General features: G+C 56.3%; 15 protein-coding genes. 4 read left to right on the top strand and 11 right to left on the bottom strand.

The genetic code is table 11. The features are described 5' to 3' along the window. Positions 1–210, top strand: a 210-nt coding sequence (locus tag SMB34_RS21395) for a hypothetical protein (protein WP_205618052.1), incomplete at its 5' end; no start/stop codon positions are given. 320 nt (positions 211–530) lie between these two features. On the opposite strand, the gene thpR is transcribed toward SMB34_RS21395, so the two are convergent. From thpR to SMB34_RS13470, 6 genes are all read right to left on the bottom strand, one after another. Further along, positions 531–1,076: an RNA 2',3'-cyclic phosphodiesterase gene (thpR, locus tag SMB34_RS13495; RefSeq protein ID WP_037990773.1), complete on the bottom strand. Its 546-nt coding sequence runs from the start codon at positions 1,074–1,076 to the stop codon at positions 531–533. A 61-nt stretch (positions 1,077–1,137) separates the two neighbouring features. Next, the gene (locus SMB34_RS13490) at positions 1,138–2,004 is read right to left on the bottom strand and encodes a pirin family protein (RefSeq protein ID WP_037990770.1); all 867 of its coding nucleotides are present in this window, start codon (positions 2,002–2,004) and stop codon (positions 1,138–1,140) included. 51 nt (positions 2,005–2,055) lie between these two features. Then, complete coding sequence (locus tag SMB34_RS13485; protein ID WP_037990767.1) at positions 2,056–3,096, bottom strand: NADP(H)-dependent aldo-keto reductase; 1,041 nt, start codon at positions 3,094–3,096, stop codon at positions 2,056–2,058. Between the two features lie 144 nt (positions 3,097–3,240). After that, positions 3,241–4,359, bottom strand: coding sequence for an FIST signal transduction protein (locus SMB34_RS13480; RefSeq protein WP_037990765.1), 1,119 nt, complete (start codon positions 4,357–4,359; stop codon positions 3,241–3,243). A gap of 135 nt (positions 4,360–4,494) precedes the next feature. Continuing rightward, positions 4,495–5,196, bottom strand: a complete 702-nt coding sequence (locus SMB34_RS13475) for a J domain-containing protein (RefSeq protein ID WP_007088749.1) — start codon at positions 5,194–5,196, stop codon at positions 4,495–4,497. Positions 5,197–6,108: 912 nt separating this feature from the next. Next, entirely contained in the window at positions 6,109–6,867 is a 759-nt protein-coding gene (locus SMB34_RS13470; protein ID WP_240478827.1) for an arylesterase, read from the bottom strand. 184 nt (positions 6,868–7,051) lie between these two features. On the opposite strand from SMB34_RS13470, the gene SMB34_RS13465 reads away from it, so the two are divergent. Beyond that, the gene (locus SMB34_RS13465) at positions 7,052–7,798 is read left to right on the top strand and encodes an ABC transporter ATP-binding protein (protein ID WP_110252387.1); all 747 of its coding nucleotides are present in this window, start codon (positions 7,052–7,054) and stop codon (positions 7,796–7,798) included. Then, the gene (locus tag SMB34_RS13460; RefSeq protein WP_051682300.1) at positions 7,795–10,353 is read left to right on the top strand and encodes an ABC transporter permease; all 2,559 of its coding nucleotides are present in this window, start codon (positions 7,795–7,797) and stop codon (positions 10,351–10,353) included. The genes SMB34_RS13465 and SMB34_RS13460 overlap by 4 nt, the downstream gene beginning before the upstream one ends. A gap of 77 nt (positions 10,354–10,430) precedes the next feature. Here SMB34_RS13460 and SMB34_RS13455 read toward each other — a convergent pair whose 3' ends face one another. Continuing rightward, on the bottom strand, positions 10,431–12,047 hold the full coding sequence (locus tag SMB34_RS13455; protein WP_037990762.1) for an acyl-CoA synthetase: 1,617 nt from the start codon (positions 12,045–12,047) through the stop codon (positions 10,431–10,433). A 136-nt stretch (positions 12,048–12,183) separates the two neighbouring features. Then, positions 12,184–13,659 carry a hypothetical protein gene (locus SMB34_RS13450; RefSeq protein ID WP_240478826.1) on the bottom strand — a complete coding sequence of 492 codons (1,476 nt, stop codon included), beginning with the start codon at positions 13,657–13,659 and terminating at the stop codon, positions 12,184–12,186. A gap of 309 nt (positions 13,660–13,968) precedes the next feature. Between SMB34_RS13450 and SMB34_RS13445 the strand changes: the two genes are divergently transcribed. After that, positions 13,969–14,688 (top strand): Bax inhibitor-1/YccA family protein, encoded by a 720-nt coding sequence (locus SMB34_RS13445; protein ID WP_007088742.1) that lies wholly within the window; start codon positions 13,969–13,971, stop codon positions 14,686–14,688. A gap of 115 nt (positions 14,689–14,803) precedes the next feature. Here SMB34_RS13445 and SMB34_RS13440 read toward each other — a convergent pair whose 3' ends face one another. From SMB34_RS13440 to SMB34_RS13430, 3 genes are all read right to left on the bottom strand, one after another. Beyond that, a complete protein-coding gene (locus tag SMB34_RS13440; RefSeq protein ID WP_037990758.1) occupies positions 14,804–16,381 on the bottom strand; it encodes a hypothetical protein in 1,578 nt (525 codons plus the stop codon). 193 nt (positions 16,382–16,574) lie between these two features. Then, entirely contained in the window at positions 16,575–17,516 is a 942-nt protein-coding gene (gene htpX / locus SMB34_RS13435; protein ID WP_051682299.1) for a zinc metalloprotease HtpX, read from the bottom strand. Positions 17,517–17,680: 164 nt separating this feature from the next. Continuing rightward, a complete protein-coding gene (locus tag SMB34_RS13430; RefSeq protein WP_007088739.1) occupies positions 17,681–20,860 on the bottom strand; it encodes an efflux RND transporter permease subunit in 3,180 nt (1,059 codons plus the stop codon). Between the last annotated feature and the right edge of the window lie 3 nt (positions 20,861–20,863).

The raw sequence follows: 20,863 nt of genomic DNA, 5'->3' as shown, positions 1-20,863 counted from the left end.
GGGGAAAGGACCCCGAATTTGCCGAAAGCGGCAGCAATGGGAGCAGTGGCGGCATCGGATTGTAGCCCGTCGGTGGTGGACAGGTTGGGGCAATACGCCCGAAGACCGTCTGTCGGTAAAAATGGCGAACGCCCGAGGTGTGTCTGGACGTCGGGGTGGCAGATTGTCGCCGTGGCGGGAGCGGGCAACGAACCGGTGGGCGGTCTGTGAGGCGTCAGGTGGCGAGATTGCTGGAGGCCCGAGGTTTGTCCGGGCCTCATGGTCGTGACATTGGCGAAGGGGCCGGAACGGGCAGCGAGGCTGTGGGGCGTCTGGTGGCTGGTGGAGGCACGGGATTTGTCCGGCGTTGCCCGAAGCCCAGCATCGCCGGAACGCACCGTGGCGTGGGCCGTGAGCATGATGGTCGTCTGTGGGACCCCAGGTTTGTTCGGGCTTCGTCAGTTGCGGGACGTCCGGTTTGGGTTGGGTGCCCTGCTGTTGTCGCCGTCATGCTGCCGTAGTCATTGGGGGAAAACAGGGCAATGGAAGCATTACCCGTTTGATCCGTCATAGGCCGCAATCACCCTAAATTCCGGGCCGTCGGCGGTGGAGTGGCTTTCGTAAAGGCAGAAGCGGTCGACGGTAAAAGTCCGGGATGTCAGGTCGATATTGTCGGCCACCGCCTGTTCGACGGTCGCACGGGCGGCGTCGCGGTTGCGGCCAAGGGTGATGTGCGGGGTGAATTTGCGCATGTCCATGTCCGGGCATTCTTCAAGCCGCAGCAATGCCTTTTCCACGCGGTTTGCCAATGCGTGCAAGGCGGGCTGGTCTGCGACACCGGCCCAGAAAATGCGCAGTTTGCGGGCGGATGCAAAGATGCCAAGGCCCTGCACGCGAAGATCGAACGGTTCGAACGGGAGTTCGGAGAGGGCCGCATCGATTTCGCGGGCCAGACCGGGATCGACATTGCCGATGAATTTCAGCGTGATGTGCATGTTTTCCGGGGTCTGGGCATCGAGCCCCTTGATCCCGCGCGCCAACGGGTAAAGGTCGTCGGCAATATCAGCCGGAATTTCGACGCCAACAAACAAACGCATATTCGGAACTCACGCACGACAATCTGGCAGATGGGGATTTGAGTAGATGATCGCCCGGTATTTATCCGGTCGAACGGCCCGGAAGCGGGATGATGTCATCCTCGCCCTTGATTTGCGGGAAGCGGCCCGCGGCCCAGTCCGCCTTGGCCTTATCGATCCGTTCCTTGGAACTGGAAACGAAGTTCCACCAGATATGGCGATAACCGACCGGCAATCCGCCGAGCAGCATCACGCGACAATCGGATTGGGCGACGATATCGGGAATTTCTTCGGGCGCGATATAGATGAAGTTTTCCGGTTCATACAGATCGCCGTCAATGCGCAGGTTGCCGGAAACGACATAAAGGGCGGCTTCCTGATTTTCGCCGGGCAGCAGAAGCTGCGCGCCGGCATCCATGCGGACATCAAGATAAAACAGCTTGGATTTGACCGGAACCGGGGCGGTTTTGCCGAAGGCCTCGCCCGCGATCAGGCGCATATGCAAACCGGCATCCTCGATGATCGGCAGGTCGTCCTTGGCGATATGGAAAAATTCCGGATCGGATTCTTCTTCGTCTTCGGGCAGGGCCGCCCATAATTGCAGGCCATCGAGTTTATGATGGCTGTTGCGTACCGCATCGGTTTCGCGTTCGGAATGGGTGATGCCGCGCCCGGCACTCATCCAGTTGAGATCGCCCGGCTGGATTTCCAGAAGACTGCCAAGGCTGTCATGATGGCGGATCGCACCTTCGAAAAGATAGGTGACGGTGGCAAGGCCGATATGGGGATGCGGGGCAACGTCAACCCCCTGCCCCGGCTCGAACGATGCCGGTCCCATGCGATCAAAAAACACAAACGGACCGACAGACCGGACATCCCGATGTGGCAGGACGCGGCGCACGGACAGGGGACCAAGATTGGTTTCCTTGCCGGAAATCAGTATAGACATGCGCCGCCTCCTTTTTAAGTCTGCTTCAGACTAATCTGGTTTCTTCCTGCCTTACGGGCAAGGGTTCGGCCAGGTTGTCTGGATTTTCTCGATCTCGGCCAGAACGTCGTCGGACAGTTCAATATAGGCAGAGCCGATATTTGATTTGAGCTGTTCCATGCTGGTCGCACCAATGATGTTGGCAGTCAGGAACGGGCGGGTATTGACGTAAGCCAGCGCCATCTGTGCGGGATCAAGGCCGTTATCCTTGGCGAGTTTGACATAGGCCTCGGTCGCCTTGATGCCATTTTCCGTCAGGTAGCGGCCGAAATATTGCGGCCAGATGGATGAACGTGCGCCTTCCGGGCGGGCACCGCCCAGATATTTGCCCGACAATGCGCCACCGCCCAATGGTGAGTATGCCAGAAGACCGGCATCTTCGCGGATCGAGCATTCCGCCAGACCGACTTCATAGGTCCGGTTCAAAAGCCCGTAAGGGTTCTGCACCGAAACCACGCGCGGCCAGCCTTTTTTCTCGGCCAGTTCAAGGAACTTCATCAAGCCCCACGGGGTTTCGTTCGACAGGCCGATATGGCGGATTTTGCCCGCCTGCACCAGATCATGCAGGGCTTCGAGGGATTCCTCGATCGGGGTGAATTCCTCGTCGCTGTCATGGACGTAACCGAGTTTGCCAAAGAAGTTGGAATTCCGGTCCGGCCAATGGAGCTGATAAATGTCGAGATAGTCGGTTTTGAGGCGTGTGAGGGAACCGTCAATCGCCTCGTTGATCTGTGCGCGGGTCAGGCGCGGGCCACCCCGGACATAGGGAAAACGTTCTGCCGGGCCGACAATTTTGGACGCGATGACCAGATCATCGCGACGGCCGCGTTTTTCAAGCCAGTTGCCGATGATGGTTTCGGTTCTGGTGAAGGTTTCTTCCATCGCCGGGACCGGATACATTTCGGCGGTGTCGATGAAATTGATTTCATTGCCGGTGGCGTAATCGAGCTGTTCGAACGCTTCGTCCTGCGTATTCTGCTGGCCCCAGGTCATGGTACCCAGGCAAATCACACTGACATTGATGTCAGTCCGACCCAATCGACGATATTCCATAGATCAATCCCCTTTTGCGCCCTGATTGGGCGCATTTTATTTTCAATGGTATGAATATATCCCGGTCGCGGAGTGATGAAAGCTTTTAGCGCAAATTTTCTTGCAACATCATGGAATTGCAATGAATTTTCGACGCATTTGATCCTAGATGAACAGGGTCAGAACCCCGGTATAGCTGTAAAAGCGATCATTGCAGACCTCGCCACTGCCGTAAAATCCGGTGAGCGGCAGATCCCCGATTTCATCGCGGATGATCATCATTTCACGGCTTTCGGTGCCAAACAGATGCGGCCCGCGGGCGACACAACTGCAATAAAGCGCGCCGCGCGGTTTGCCCGGCAGGCGTTTTTGCAAATCAGCCAGCATGCGGCGCAAATCCTGTTCGGCGGCAACGCCGTCACGCCGCACGAAACGGATGGTATCGCCGACCTGCACATCGCCGCTGATGGCCATCAGGTTATTGTGCGGATCAACCCCCATCAGATTGCGGACGACAAAATCGCCGGTATCAGAGCCCGGCACCATCAGGGCAACGTGATAGCGGCCCGAGGCGATGGAATTTTCGTTGCCGTCGGCTTCCATTTCCGATTTGAAGACTTCGAGTGCCGGACGGTCATCAAGGGTTGCGATGATGCCATCGCGTCCCTCGGTCACGCGATGCACCGGTCCGACCGGGGTGCAGGCCTGACTGATTCCGACCTGCACAATCGTTTTGTCGGCAAACAAAACCCCCGAAAGGCCGCCTTCGACGACCTTGTCGGCGATTTGCGGCGCACCGCGTTCGCCCGATGCAATGCCGCCAACCAGATAGGTCGACCCCAGACGCGCCAGTTCGGAAAGAGTGGCCAGGCTGTCAGGTGCGCCCGGATCGCCGTGAACCAGACCGAATATCGGTTGCAGGCGATCAATCGCCCGCTGCAATTCCGGTGCATCGAGATCGTTGTCGGTTTTAAGCGGTTCGAAAATATGAAAATCATTCGGATCAATCGGGGCCACCATCACGGAGGCGGCCGGAACCCCGAAATAGGCGCGGCCTGATCCGCACACACCAATCCCGACAGTACCGACCCAGTGTTCAAGCGACAGGCGGGATCGCAGGAAGGTCAGGATGCTGCCGAGATCGGCGGCCAGTGCCTCGGAGACATATAAAAAAGCCAGTGCCTGTTGCGGCAATGGCTGTGTTTGCAATTGATCGGCCAGTTCGGTGGCGACTGCTGCCCAATTTTCCCCGCTGGCATGTGCCGCATGAAATTCAGCCGTCATGCATTCTCCCGCTTTTTGAAAACCTGCCTGATGATGTGGCGGTCCGTTTTCTTGGTCTTGTGGTTATCCAAGCTCTATCTAAGCATTCGGGGGGGCCATTCACAATGGGCGAACAAAGATTTCAGCCCTGCCCCGTCAGGCAATATGTCGGCGCAGCAAATCCATCGCGGCATTAAGCTGTGTCATGCGTTGATGTGAGCCATAATTGCTATCGGGGTGGTGAATGGCGGCCAGAATGCGATATTTGGTGCGGATGGACTTCATGTCGGGACGGGCATTGGGCGCAAAGCCCATGACATGCAGGGCTTCGTTAAAGGTGGTGACGCCGCGATCAAGTGGCTCGAACGCCAGATTATCGACAATGGCGCGCAGACGTTCAAGTTCCTCGCGCGATTGCAGAAGTTCGACGGGCGGTTCGGCCTGGCGTTTTCGGATGGCGTGGGCTTCTTCCAGTGCCTTGCGTTCGGCCGCAAGGATATCGGCCTTTTCAACGCGCATCTTGACTTCGCCCTTGTCGAAATGCAGCGCCATATTGAGCGCCTTGCGCACCGCGATGATTGAATGCCCCGGAGGCAAACGCAGTTGCAGTCTTGGTTTGCGCCGCCAGGGACGGCCTTCGGCGGGGCCTGATTTCAGGACGATGGTTTCACGATCACCCGGCGGCGGATCGCCGGGGTCCTCGTAATCTTCAATCGCGCCTTCGGGCACAATCAGCATGACGGAGCGCGCCAGATCGGCCGCATTGACCCCGCGTTTGGCGGCCAGTGCGAGAACAGCATCACGGAACATCGAAGAACACGGAATGGTGTAGGATTGTTTGACTGATTGTGCCGCCATCACCCTTGCCCGATATATATCAATTTAAATCAATATCTTACGGCGGAAAAACCACCGCAATCCCGATTGAGAAGATCAATTTGGCTAAAGTGTAGCGGCGGGAGAACCCGGCTGCAACTGCGGTTGTAGGCAAAATTGAATCGCTTCCGATTCATCCACAGGCAAAACAGGCGATTTCGCAGGGGTTCCCCATAACGCAAAGACAGAATAAGTAGTTGATATTAAAATATCTTTTCCCGCATTATCGATTCTTCGCCTGAGTTTCAGCCCCTTAGCCCGCCCGCAAGAATGGATCACCCATGTTTGCGGCCCCATAAACGGAGGAAAATCCATAAGATATTGTTATTATTGAGGTATATTCGATTTTTATGCTTTGGTTTGCCCCGGCGGCAACGGCGTCAATTTGGCTGAATTAACGTCTTGTTTGCATTTGTTCTGTCAGATCAAACCAGAGATGACTACAAATGTAGTTGCGGATCGGGATATTCGAAACATAACCGAAAGTAAATGATGTGTTAATTTCACACTCAATCAGGTGTTCTGAGGGCTTTTGGGCCATTTTCGGGCCGGTTTTTACCATTTCCCAGCCGACCCTGAAACCATACAACTCATTGATAATAAAAACATAAACTCGCGAACGCGGGCAGATCGACTTTGTCCTGCCCTGACCCACCAAAATCGTTTCGGTTTGCTTTCTAATTCTATCTACGTATGTAGTTTTTCGGAGCGGTTTCTGTCGAAACTGATCCTCGAGGGCGATGGAAATCCTGTATTTTCATGCCAATACCGCCCAGCAATTATTTGTTATAAAAGGAATTATCGAATTCCACCGCAAGAAGAAAAGGCTGCACCAACGGGTACAGCCTTTGAGAAATCCGGTCACCTGAATGCGGTTGGTGCGGAGGCGGAAAATCAGGAATCTGCTTCGAGAACGTCAATCACCTTCGGCAGGATGCGTTCAACGATCACCTTGACCCCGTCGGCATTGGGATGGATGCCGTCATCCTGATTAAGGCTGGAATCGGCGGCGACCCCATCAAGGAAGAAGGGATAGAAGGCGAGCTGATATTCTGCTGCCAGTTCGGGGTAGATTTCATTGAATTCAGCCCCGTATTCCTTGCCCATATTGGGTGGTGCCATCATCCCGGCCAACAGGACCGCAACATCGCGGTCGCGCAGTTTTCCGATGATTTCATCAAGATTTTCGCGGGTCTGGGATGGTTCCACCCCGCGAAGCGCGTCATTGGCACCCAGTTCCAGCAACACGATATCGGGATCATCGACCAGCGCCCATTCAAGGCGCGAAAGACCCGCCGCCGTCGTATCGCCGGAAACCGAACTGTTGATGACCTTGACGTTATGCCCGGCATCGCGAAGGGCGGCTTCAAGCCTGGTGGCAAAGCCATCCTCGTGCGAGAGGCCATAGCCCGCCATCAGGCTGTCACCATAAAGCATCAGGGTTTGCGGGGCATTGTCGGCAGTGTTGTTTGCCGCATTGTCGGCGGCTTGGGCATCATGAATGCCAAACAGGCTCATGGCGCCAATCAGAATACCAAAACCCATCCCGGCAAATCGAAACAGGCGGCGGGAAAGCCCTTCGAACAATCCGGGCTTTTGCTTGAAAGTGAACTGGTTAACAGCCGGGTCTTGCCCGAACAGCGTGTATGCCACAAATCTCACCTTATGTTTTGTCATCTTGCACAGACGGTTAGCCTCTGGTTACCTGCTGGTCACCCATCGGTTACCCTGAGATCGTCAAATCTGAAGTCAAATCTGAACTGGTGACACCAAATTCCGTACAGTTATTTAACCCGTTTCTTCGCCCCTGCAATGCCTTAGCCCGATTGGACCCGTAATGAGTGTTACCGAAACTGCCTCTATGCCGGAAAAAACAGCGAATACGACAGAGGCAGCGCGCCAGCGCACCGTCGATGTTTCCGGTCTTAAGCTGAGCCTTAAGGGACCGGCGGGGATTGTTGATATCCTCAAAGGGGTCGATATCCAGATTGATGCCGGTGAACGTGTCAGCCTTGTCGGGCCATCGGGATCGGGCAAAACGTCGCTTTTGATGGTGATTGCCGGGCTGGAACAGGCGCAGGCGGGCACGATCAATATCTGTGGCGAGGATTTGCGCAAGCTTGATGAAGATGGTCTGGCCCTTTATCGCCGCCATCATGTCGGCATCGTGTTTCAGGACTTCCACCTTGTGCCGACCATGACAGCCCTTGAAAACGTCGCCCTTCCGATGGAGTTTGCCGGACGCAAGGATGCGTTTGAGCGGGCCGAGGCAGAGCTTAAGGCCGTCGGGCTTGGTCATCGGATCGGGCATTATCCGGGCCAGTTGAGCGGCGGGGAACAGCAGCGCGTGGCACTCGCACGTGCGCTTGCGACCGACCCGGAACTGCTTCTGGCGGATGAGCCGACCGGCAATCTTGACGGGGCCACGGGCGAAACGATTATCGAATTGCTGTTTGATCTGGCGAAACGCAAGGGATCGACATTGCTTCTGATTACGCATGATCCGGGGCTGGCATCGCGGTGCGACCGGTCGATCATGCTGCGCGACGGGGAAATCGTTACGCAACAGGATGCCGACATATGAGCCGTATTTCCCAATCCCCCAACGGGGCGGAAAAGCTGTGGTCGATTGCGTGGCGGGTCTGCCGACGCGAACTACGCGGCGGGTTTTCGGGCTTTCGCATTTTTCTGGCGTGCCTTGCGCTTGGCGTTGGTTCCATTGCCGCGGTCGGAAACGTTTCGGAATCCGTTTTAAATGCGCTGGAGCGCGATGGCCGCGCACTTCTGGGCGGGGATGTCGAGCTTCGGCTTGTGCATATGCCCGCAACCGAGGAACAGCAAAGCTGGCTTTCGGAAAATACCGAACGCATGGGCAGGCTTGCGACCATGCGCGCCACTGCCTACGGGCCGGAGCAGCGCAGGCTGGTCGAGCTTAAGGCGGTTGATGATGTCTATCCGCTGTTTGGCGAGATGGAACTTGCCGATGGCATTCCGTTTGACGGCGCACTTGCCAAGAAGGACGATGTCTGGGGCGGTGTGGCCGAGGCCGGGCTTCTGGAACGGTTGAAGATCAAGGTTGGCGATACGGTTCGCCTTGGCGATATCAATATTCAGGTGCGCGGTGTGATCGCGACCGAGCCCGACAAGGCCGTCGGCTTTTTCAATTTCGGCCCGCGTTTGATGGTGTCGATGGATGCCCTTGCCGAGACCGGACTGGTGCAGCCCGGCAGCCTGATCAATTATTATTACGCTTTGGATTTGAATGATGCGGAAACGCCGAAGGTGTTTCGCGACCGGCTTGATACACAGTTCGAGGATGCCGGGTGGCGCGTGCGTGACGTATCGGATGCCAATCCGGGCCTGCGGCGGTTTATCGAACGGCTGACGCTGTTTCTGACACTGGTGGGGCTTTCGGCATTGCTGGTTGGCGGGATTGGTGTTGCCAATGCGGTGCGCAGCCATATCGAAAGCAAAACATCCGTTATCGCGACGCTTAAATCCATCGGAGCATCACATGGGCTGGTGTTGCGGATTTACTTCCTGCAAATCCTGATGCTGTCGCTTGTCGGGATCGGTATCGGGCTTCTGATCGGGGCGGTGACACCGGCGATTATTGCGCCGCTTCTGGCCGGGCGTTTGCCAATTGATGTGACATTGGGCCCGGCATTGCCGTCGCTTCTGATTGCGACCGCGTTTGGTGTTCTGACCACGCTGGTCTTTGCCATGCCGTCGCTTTTGCGTGCACGTGAAATTCCGGCAGCCCGGCTTTTCCGGGCCAGTGCGGGATTGATGAATGGCAGCGCGTTAAGTAAGCGTGACCTGCCTTATGTTGGTGTGCCGCTTATCCTTTTGCTTCTGCTTACGGTCTTCACCGCGACGGATCGCGAGATCGCGATTGGCTTTATCGCCGGATCGCTTTTGGCGATTGCGGTTTTTGCCGCGGCGGGCAAGGCAATTGTATCGATTTCAAAACGGATGACCGGCGGGCGCAATGCCTTTAGCCGTCTGGCGCTGGCAAACCTGCATCGGCCGGGTGCCAGCACGGTGCCGATTGCGCTGTCGCTTGGGCTTGGTCTGACGCTGCTGGTGACGATTTCGGGGATCGAGGGAAATCTGGATCACGAAATATCGGAAAATCTGCCGGACTCGGCCCCGGCCTTCTTCTTCCTTGATATCCGACCTGATCAGATGGATCAGTTCAAAACGCAACTTCTTGAAAAAGATAACGTTTCGGATATCGAACAAACACCGATGCTGCGTGGCCGGGTGGTTGCGATTGACGGGGTTGATGCCAATGATGTTGGTCCGGGGGATGATCGCTGGTTCCTGCGCGGGGATCGTGGCCTGACCTTTGCCGCAAGTCCGCCGCCCGAAACCGAGATCGTACGCGGGGAATGGTGGCCGGCTGATTATGACGACGGGGCCAAGCCGCTTGTTTCCATCTCGCGCGATATTGGCGAGGCATTTTCACTGGAGCCGGGTGATACATTGACCGTCAATGTGCTGGGCCGCGACATCACCGCCGAGATTGCCAACTGGCGCGAAATCGAATGGCAGAGCCTTCGGATGAATTTCGCGATGGTGTTTTCGCCGGGCCTGATCGACAAGGCGCCCTATAGCCTGATTGCGACGGCGCATATGCCACGCGAGATGGAAGAACCGGTTGATCGCATGATTGGCATGGATTTCCCCAATGTGTCGGCGATCCGGGTGCGCGAGGCGCTTGAAGCCGCCAATGCCATTCTGGCCGGGATCGGAACCGCACTTAACGCGACCAGTTCGATTGCGATTGTCGCCGGTGTTCTGGTCCTTGCAGGCGCAGTTGCCGCCGGGCGGCGCAAACGGATTTATGATGCGGTTGTCCTTAAGACTCTTGGGGCGACACGCGGCAACATCCTTTATGCCTATGCGCTGGAATACGGGATTTTGGGACTTGCCACCGGGGTGATTGCCGCCCTGTTTGGCAGTCTTGCGGCCTGGTCGGTTCTGGTGCTGATCATGGAAGCGAGCTGGACGTTCCTGCCGATGACGATCTTTGGCCCGATTGCGATTGGGTTGGCGGCGACCCTGTCGGCGGGTTTCATCGGGACGTGGCAGGCATTGCGCAGCCCGGCGGCACCGCTTTTGTGTAACGAATAGCGCGCCGTACATAACACCAAAAAGGGCCGGTCCATCACAGACCGGCCCTTTTCATTTCGATTGGGTATCGTCGGAAATCATGCCAGATCACGAAGCGCACGACGAACGACCTTGCCGGTTGTGGTCATTGGCAGTTGTTCCATGAAGGCAATTTCACGCGGATATTCGTGGGCGGCCAGCCGGGTTTTGACGAAATCACGGATATCGGCTTCAAGTTCCGGACTTTGCGCGATCCCGTCGGCCAGCACGACGAAGGCCTTGACGATCTGGCCGCGCTGTTCGTCGGGTTTGCCGATCACACCGGCCATGCGCACGGCGGGATGGCCGATCAGGCAATCCTCGATCTCGCCCGGGCCGATGCGATACCCTGCCGAACTGATCAGATCATCATCGCGCCCGACAAAACGGATATAGCCATCCTCGTCAAGCTGCCCCATATCGCCGGTCAGAAGCCATTCCCCGATGAATTTTTCGCGGGTGGCTTCGGGGTTGCGCCAATATTCCAGAAACATCACCGGATCAGGCGACCGAACCGCAATCCGGCCCATTTCACCGGCAGGCAGGACATTCCCGGCCATATCAATCACCGCGACCTCGTGCCCCGGCACCGCACGGCCCATCACGCCGGGTTTGGGGGCCATGATCGACTGACAGGAACTGACCACCATGTTGCATTCGGTCTGACCATAAAACTCGTTGATGGTGACGCCAAACACGCGACGCCCCCAATCCAGAAGTTCTACACCCAATGTTTCCCCACCGCTTGCGATGGAGCGAATATTGCACTTGAACTTTGCCGCCACATCATCGCCAGCGGCGCGCATCATCTTGAGCGCGGTTGGCGGCAGGAAGGTATTGCGCACGCCATATTCGGCAATCAGGCCAAAGGCGGCCTCGGCACTGAATTTTTCAAAGCGATGGGCCACGACCGGCTTGCCGTGATGCCAGGCCGGCAGCAGGACATCAAGCAACCCGCCAATCCATGCCCAGTCGGCCGGGGTCCACATGACATCGCCGTCCTGTGGAAAGAAGTCATGCGACATTTCCACACCGGGCAAATGACCCAAAAGCACGCGATGGGCATGCAGCGCGCCCTTTGGCTGGCCGGTGGTGCCCGATGTGTAAATGATCAGGGCCGGTTCATCGGCGCGCGTCTTGACCGGTTCGAATTCATCGCTGGCCTCGGCCGAGAGTGCCTTGAAATCAAAACAGCCATCGGGCGCACCATCAATCACATAGACATATTCAAGCGCCGGAAGCAGATCGCGGATTTCAGCAATTTTGCGCGCCCCTTCCTGATCGGTCACCAGTGCCTTTGCGGCACAGTTGCCAAGCCGGTATTCAAGGGCCTCGACCCCGAACAGGTTGAAAAGCGGCACGGCAATGCCACCCATTTTATAGGTGGCGATATGGGCCACGGCGGTTTCGGGGCTTTGTGGCAACAGAATACCGACCCGATCCCCGCGACGAATGCCATGACGGCGCATGACATTGGCAAAACGGTTCGACAGACGTTTGAGCTGCGCAAAGCTGTAATCGCGGCGCGATCCATCGCGCCTGCGATACATCAGGGCAAGACGATCAGGGTCGTCTGCCCATTTGTCGCAAACATCGACACCAATATTGAAATGAGTAGGCACGTTCCAGACAAAATCCGAACGCACCGACGCGTAATCCGCACGAACCGGTAGCATGTTTCCTCCCTGTATCCGCCACGTCTTTTTGATTTTTTGATTTCACGACGTTTTGGTCGGCACATGCTAGTCGATGCATCGGCAAATATGAACCATTTTGTCGTGATCAGACCGGCACCACATGACGCAGTACCCGCTAGCGGCCCGGATCGAGCAGGAAGGTAAAATTGGACGGTTGCCCGGCATCGGTAAACGCGGTGGAATGACAGCCAAGGCAGGTGCCATCCATTTGATGCTGGATAAAGCTTTCAAGGGCGACGTTACTTAAGAATCGGGGAACTTCGCCCACCCCGAACGGGGCCCCGCCGCCATTTCCGATCCATTGGGTGCCGACCAGAAAATAGTTTTTCCAGACACTGTCACCCAGTTTCCGCTGCCAGACGAAATTCGCCTCTGCCGTTCCGGAAAAAAGCCGCCAGCAACGGACGATATCGGGCGCAGTGACGCGATTGCCATCCGGATCACGGGCATAGGGTGGCTCGTCAGCCCAGCGTAAATCGGATTGTACGATCTGATTGGCAAGATGGTCGGCACGGTCGACACCGTCATAAAAAACGTAATCACGATCGGTTTTGTCCGGGCCCAGACAACCGTCGGGGAACAGGTCATTGGCGATGATGCTGTTGGGGCGGCGTGCATTTGATGCCAGTGGTGCGTTATCGACATGTTCGAATGTCGACCATATCCAGCGATCCCCATTGCCGCTTTTGACACGCTGAACGATGTGCAAACCGACCATCCCGACCGTCACATCCAGACATTTTGCCCTGCCATCAACGGCATCCTTTGGCGCAACAGCAATCCGGGCCGGTTTTGTATAATAGCGTTCCTGATCGGTGGGATCGGTCATGATGCGCCAGGCAAACTTGATCATTTGCGCGCCGGGCTTGAAAGACGTCTTGTCGCTGGCCAGCAGATTTGCATTTTCGAGTGGCGAGGTTCCCGCCCCCGCAGACAGCTTTAGAATCGGGAAGCCGACAGACTGGCCACTTTGGGCAAAGGCCATGCGACCGGCGGCACTATCAAGGCCATTCCAACGGATATAATCAGCGGCAATATCATTCACGCGTGTTTCGTACAGAACGAAGTTTCCCGCCTGATCAATCAGCACGTCACCAGACGCCTGCACGAAGGCCGATAGCAACAAAGCCCCGTCGGGCAGATCGTTGCGACATTGATCATCGGGTGCCGACGCCCCGGCAAACAATGAATATTTGTCACGATAGGTTTCCCACCATGCGTACCCGGCATCGGGGTGCCGGTACCCGGCATCAATCGGATTCCCGTCACCATCGTAAGGCCAGACCAGCGAAACCATTGCCTGCCATGAGAAACGGTCAAACGGCCGCTGTGCTTCGTAGGCAACGAAGCGATAAATGAAATTGGCGTCAAATTCGGGCACATCCACCGGTTCGGCAGCACATAGGCCACCGACACCCGCCGTCGCACAAAATTCATCTTCGGGATAAACCGCATCAAATACCGGCACCTCGTTTGCCTTTTTGGAAGCAACGAAATTCGGATTCTGTGCCGATGCGACGGAAACGGCGAAAAGCGACAGGACAAAACCGAGCAACGACGCACGCCCCACCCGCGAGATGAACAAGAACATGTTCGATCCACAGGTTTTCAATATGCCGTTGTTATCGAAAACTTTTTTTCCCATCGACGACCCAAACCGCCACCTGAACCGGGGCGAAACCGCGCGTAACAGTACCGATCCTTTGAAAGGATACGAAATTATAGGCCGAAATGGTCAGAAAATCGCGTTTCGAGACGAAGTGAACAAGATCACAATATTGTCAGTTCCGGGGACACCACAATTAGCCAAACCGTTGCTTTTCACGGAAATGCTGCCATATTTTCAGCATTGCAGAGTTCTATGAACATTCTGCCCGTTATGGATCAAAGAGGGATTTCAATGGCTTTTGAAACGCGTCAACGCGGCTATGACGTCTCGGTTGGCCGGTCGGCGGCCGAGATTGATGAAGGTCTCCGCGCCTATATGCTGCGTGTCTACAACTATATGGCATCTGCACTTGCCCTGACCGGTATCGTCGCGATGGCTGTGTCGACCAGCCCTACCCTGATGCAGGCGATTTTCGGAACCGGTTTGCACTGGATCGTGATGCTGGCTCCGATCGGGCTTGTCCTGTTCCTGAGCTTCCGCATCCATAAAATGAGTTTTGGTGCGGCACAGGCAACCTTCTGGGTTTATGCAGCACTGATGGGTCTGTCGCTGTCGTCGATCTTCCTCGTTTACACGGGTGAAAGCATCGCACGGACCTTCTTCATCACCGCAGGCACCTTCGCCGCGATGAGCCTTTACGGCTATACGACGAAGAAAGACCTGTCGGGTTGGGGAAGCTTCCTGTTCATGGGTCTGATCGGGATCATCCTGGCCAGTGTCGTGAATATCTTCCTTGGCAGCTCGATGCTTCAGTTCGTGATCTCGGGTGCGGGCGTTCTGATCTTTACCGGTCTGACCGCCTATGACACCCAGCGGATCAAGGAAAGCTACCATGAGCACGATGATCAAGCGACCGCAGGCAAGAAAGCCATCTTTGGCGCCCTGCAGCTGTATCTGGACTTCGTGAACCTGTTCGTAATGCTGCTTCAGTTCTTCGGTAATCGCGAATAGAACTGATCCCCGGCATTCGCAGTCGGAAAACCCCGCATCCGAAAGGCTGCGGGGTTTTCTTTTGTCTGATTTAAAGCGTTTTGTGTTTAATCTGCACCATTTTGCCGGAAATCCCTTACGAAGCCTTGGCTTCTCCTGCGCCGCCGGTCGCATCGATTACTGCCTGGCGTTGCGAAAGCTGGTGCATCATGTTTTCGGCGCGGGTGAAACTGCCCGAGGCAGCGCGCGCTGCCCCGCGTGCAGCAGCCTCGTCGAAGGCGTCGTAAGCCTGAGAGAAATTCATCCGTGCATGCGAAATTGTCTTAAGGTCTTTTTCGGCGGCACCAAGGGAAAATTGCACACTGCCAAGCGCGAACATCGCCCGCCCCCAAAGATAGGGATGATCGCGTCTTGAACAGACTTTAAGAGCCGCCTGAAAGACCGGAATAACCTGTTCGGCAACGACACCGACGCTGCCAATCGTGGACTGGGCGACAACAGACTCCGCCAGACCATAGGCAATCTGGGCATATAAAACGGTGTGGGCCTTGGCATTCACAAGTCCCAGCGCCCGACGATAATGGCCACTGGCCGTTTCGGCCATTTCGATATCGTCAATTTCCTTGGCATGGATCATCGTGGCTTCGCCAAGTTTGCCAATGGCAATCGCGCGCGAAACCGGCGTGCCCGCCATCAATTCAAAACGGCGTTCCAGAAGCTTCCAGACGCCGATGGCTGTTGCGCCTGAACGCGCGTTCATATTGCTTACCATCGACCAGTTCAAAAGCGTGCCATACAACGCCATGATCGCCGAGCGTTCCGGATCAATCAGTGACAGATCCGCAACCCCGCGCAACATGTCTTCGGTTTTTTTTATGGTTTCAACGGTTTCCTGCTGAACGACCCTTTCATTCAGAAGACCGGTCGGCTTTTTGATCGTTTTGCTGTCTTTTGGCGTTTCCGCGGCCAGGGTCAGGAATTGACGGACAATCGGTTCAATTGCCCGGATGGCACTGAGGCAATAGCTGCGTTCACCCGTTTCAGCCAGCATAACCGCACCAAAAACATAGGCTGTTGTCACGCCCTGCCCGACATCGGCAAAGTTTTCGCCGTTATTGATCCGTTCCTGAAGGTCATCAAGGTGAGATGCAAGGCGTGCCACCTGCAACGCACGCAGATCACGGCCACGTGCACGCGCCAGCAATTCACATGTCAGAAGGATATGAAGGGCCGCTGCGGTATCTTTATGCTGTGGCTGACGAAAGGTGTGAACCAATGGCAGCAGCAATTCATAAAGCGGGGAAACCAGCATGTCGTTGCTGAAATGAACTTCCAGCAATCCGTTCACCGGATTGGTCTGCCCCCAGAATACCGCCGTAGCATCCTGACGCCGGGCAAGGTTCAATACACCAGCATGGGCTTCGCGCACCGCCTGAAAGGCATCGGCAATATCGGTACTGATTGTGAAATGCCGTCCCAACGACAGTGGCGCAGTATCGGGGATATCCGATAGGGTGCGTTTCACCCAGTCACCAACCTGATCGGGCAATGGCGTTCCGGATGGATCTTCGGGGACAAAGTGGGCAACGGCATACAGACATGGCTCAACACGTTCGTCCGGTCCATCGACCGACGCAGAACCGTTTTCAACCGTTTCCCCGGCTGTAAAGATGGACTTGAAAACAAGCCCGACCATCGACCAGAAGCCCGCCATTTATCCCCTTCTCAAACATCCGTCGCCATCCGTCCGTGGCCGGAGGTTGACTTAGACGATTATGATATAATCTCGTGCAGCGGCGGCGGCGTCAATCATACGCCATCGCATTTCGCACCATACCGAAGGATAAAACCGGCAAGGTTTGTATAGGTCGGGGTCGGGAAAACCCCCAAAATTCTAGTAACTTAGATTAATTCCAGGGGCGACGACGCACCCGGCGATCCTTTGCCGCCCCGGACCACGGACCGGATTTTGCCGGTGCGGCAGCTCCCGATTGTGGCGCGCCCGCCATTTCACGCAATTTGGCAATCCGGTTTGACATGCTCGGATGGGTTGAGAACAGATTGTCCACACCTTTGCCCGAAAGCGGGTTGGCGATATACATATGCGCGGTCGCCGGATTGCGTTCGGCATCCATATTGGGAATGGCATGAACGCCCTTGTCCAGTTTGTTAAGGGCGGAGGCCAGCCACATCGGATGGCGGCAGATTTCAGCGCCGATCTTGTCGGCTTCGTATTCGCGGGTACGCGAGATTGCCATTTGCACCAGCATCGCGCCAAGCGGTGCCAGAATGGCAACAAGGATCATCCCCACCCCGCCCAGCGGATTGTTGTTTTCATTGCGCCCCCCGCCAAACATGCCGGCAAACATGGCAAAGTTGGCCAAGGCGGAAATCGCCCCGGCGATGGTGGCGGTGATCGTCATGGTCAGAGTATCGCGGTTTTTGATATGGGCCAGTTCATGGGCCATCACACCGGCAATTTCATTGCGATCAAGCAACTGCATCAGGCCGCTGGTTGCGGCGACGGCTGCGTTTTCGGGATTACGTCCGGTGGCAAAGGCATTGGGCTGGGGATTATCGATCACATAGACCTTGGGCATCGGCAGCCCGGCATTCTGCGCCAGTTCGCGCACCATCGATACCAGTTCGGGTGCGGTGCGGTCATCCACCTGCTTTGCACCGCGCATGCGCAAAAGCATGGAATCCGCATTCCAATAGGCAAACACATTCATCGCCGCAGCAAACAGCAATGCGATGATCATGCCCTGTTGCCCGCCAATCATCATGCCGACTGCGCCAAACAGCGCGGTCAAGCCCGCCAGCAACAAACCTGTACGCACATAATTCATGGTCGACACTTCCTTTGACGAATACTCCGCGCAGAAGATAGGGAGAAGTTGCGCCAAGGCAAGCGTGACCGAAACCAGATGAGATCAATTTCACAAAAGAAAGAAACAGCCGGACCACGGGGTCGGGGGAACTTTATGGTCCGGCTGTTGTGCAACGGTTTTCGTTACTCCGCGGGCTGCTGCGCGTCAGCCCCATCAAGTGAACGAACCTCGTTGCCACGGCCGATCTTGCGCACCAGCACGTAGAACACCGGTGTCAGGATCAGACCGAAGATGGTCACACCCAGCATGCCCGAAAACACGGCGATGCCGATAGCATGGCGCATTTCCGAACCCGCACCGCTTGAAATCACCAGCGGCACAACGCCCATGATGAAGGCAAGCGACGTCATCAGGATCGGGCGCAGGCGCAGGCGGCTGGCTTCGATGGCTGCCTGAACGGTTGTCCGGCCCTGATGTTCAAGTTCGCGGGCGAACTCAACAATCAGGATGGCGTTCTTTGATGCCAGTCCGGCCAGAACGAACAGACTGATCTGGGTGAAGATGTTGTTATCCCCACCGAACAGATAGACACCAAAGGCCGCCGAAAGCGTACTCATCGGGACGATCAGGATGACCGCCAGCGGCAAGGTCAGGCTTTCGTACTGGGCGGCCAGAACAAGGAAGACCAGCAGAATACAGATCGGGAAGATGAAGATTGCCGTGTTACCCGCGAGGATCTGCTGATAGGTCAAATCCGTCCATTCATAGGACATGCCCGGCGGCAGGGTTTCATCAAGGATCTTGATAATCGCGGCCTCCGCCTCGCCACTGGAATAGCCCGGTGCGGCGTTGCCATTCAGATCAGCCGAACGGAAGGCGTTGTAACGCATGGCGGTATCCGGGCCGAATGTTTCGGATACGGAAAGAACACTGCCAAGCGGCACCATATCGCCATCCGCGTTGCGCGTTTGCAGACGCAGGATGTCTTCGGGGCTTGAGCGATAGGGTTTGTCGGCCTGTGCGATCACCTGATAGGTGCGACCGAACTGGTTGAAGTCGTTGACATACATGGAACCCAGATAAATCTGCATGGTCCGGAAGATTTCATCGACCGGAATGCCGAGCTGCTGGACCTTTGTGCGGTCCAGATTGGCCTGCAATTGCGGGACATTGATATTGTAGCTTGAGAACACACCGGTCAGTTCGGGTGCGGCCCATGCCTTGGCCAATACCTGTTTCATCGCATCGTCAAGCGCACGATAACCCTGATCGGTGCGGTCCTGTACCTGCAATTTGAAACCACCGACCGTGCCAAGACCCTGAACCGGGGGCGGCGGGAAGATGGCAACAAAGGCCTCGTCAAGTGCGGCATATTTCTGTTGCAGTTTACCGGCAATTGCCAGCCCCGACAGGTCATCGGATTTGCGTTTGTCAAAGTCGGTCAAGGCGACAAAGACGATGCCGGCACTTGAACTGTTTACAAAACCGTTGATCGACAGGCCCGGGAAGGCCACGGCACTTTCGACACCGGGTTCGGCCAATGCGATGTCAGACATTTCGCGAATGACTTCTTCGGTGCGATCAAGCGTCGCGCCCTGCGGCAATTGTGCGAAGCTGACCAGATATTGTTTGTCCTGCAACGGAATGAAGCCGGATGGCAAAATCTGGAAACCCTGCCAGGTCAGAACCAGCAATCCGGCATAAACCGCCATCATGATGGTTTTCATCCCCAGCAACCGTTTGACACCCCCGCCATACAGTTCCGTACTGCGGTTGAAGAACCGGTTGAACCAGCGGAAGAACCAGCCAAAGACAAAGTCCATCGCACGGGTCAGCCAGTCCTTTGGCGCATCATGGGGTTTCAGCAGAAGTGCCGACAATGCGGGGCTGAGCGTCAGGGAGTTGATGGTTGAAATGATCGTTGCGATGGCGATTGTCAGGGCGAACTGTTGATAGAACTGCCCGGTCAGGCCACTGATGAAGGCAATCGGCACGAACACGCCGGTGATGACCAGCGAGGTTGCGATGATCGGGCCGGTGACTTCGCGCATCGCAGCCACGGTTGCATCGCGCGGTGACAAACCACGTTCGATGTTACGTTCGACGTTTTCGACCACCACGATGGCATCATCGACCACGATCCCGATGGCGAGGATCAGACCGAACAACGACAGCACGTTGATCGAGAATCCCAGCAACAGCATCAGGGCAAAGGTCCCGACAATCGACACCGGCACGGCCAGCAGCGGAATGATCGAGGCACGCCATGTCTGCAGGAAGATCGTCACCACCACAACAACGAGGGCGACGGCTTCGAGCAGGGTTTTGATCACCGACTTGATCGAGCTTCGAACAAAGACGGTCGGATCGTAAACGATGCTGTATTCAAGACCTTCGGGGAAGTTCTGCTTAAGCTCTGCCATGGTTGCGCGAACGTTGCTTGAAATTTCAAGCGCGTTCGACCCGGGCGAGGCAAAGATCGGCAGGGCAACAGCCGATTTGTTATCAAGCAGGGACCGCAGCGCATATTGCTGTGCCTCCAGCTCGACGCGGGCGACATCGCCAAGACGGGTTACGGTGCCGTCTTCGTCGCGATTGACGATGATTTCGGCAAATTCATCGGGTGTTTCGAGACGCCCGTGGACATTGATCGGCAACTGGAACTGCACACCGGTATCATAGGGCGCGCCGCCAATGGTGCCGGCGGCGACCTGCACGTTCTGGCTTTGAATGGCCGATACGACATCACCCGCCGTCAGGCCGCGTTCGGCAACCTTGTCCGGGTTAAGCCAGATGCGCATGGCGTAATCACCCGATCCGAACAGACCGACCTGCCCGACACCCTTGATGCGGGCCAGCTGATCCTTGACATTCAGGGTCGCATAGTTGCGCAGATACAGCATGTCGTAGCGGTCATTTGGCGAGAGCAGATGCACCACCATCGTCAGATCCGGGGATTGTTTTGACACCGTCACGCCAAGCTGACGGACGATATCGGGCAGGCGCGGTTCGGCCTGCGAGACCCGGTTCTGGACCTTTTGCTGGGCCAGATCGGGGTCGGTCCCGATTTCAAAGGTCACGGTCAGGCTGAGACGACCATCGGTCGTCGCCAGCGAATTGATATAAAGCATCCCTTCGACCCCGTTGATCTGTTCTTCAAGCGGGGAGGCGACGGTTTGGGCAATTTCGGCCGGGTTTGCACCGGGGAATTGCGCTTCGACCACGACGGTCGGTGGCACGACTTCCGGATATTCGGAAATCGGCAAATTCAGCATGGCAATCAAACCTGATAACAATATCAGGACGGATAGAACGCCAGCGAAAATCGGGCGATCCACAAAGAATCTGGATATATTCTGCATAAC

It is taken from the genome of Thalassospira permensis NBRC 106175 (assembly GCF_000714555.1).
GTDB lineage: Bacteria > Pseudomonadota > Alphaproteobacteria > Rhodospirillales > Thalassospiraceae > Thalassospira > Thalassospira xiamenensis.
Note: the sequence above shows the minus strand (reverse complement) of the source record. Positions and strands in the feature narration are given on the sequence as shown.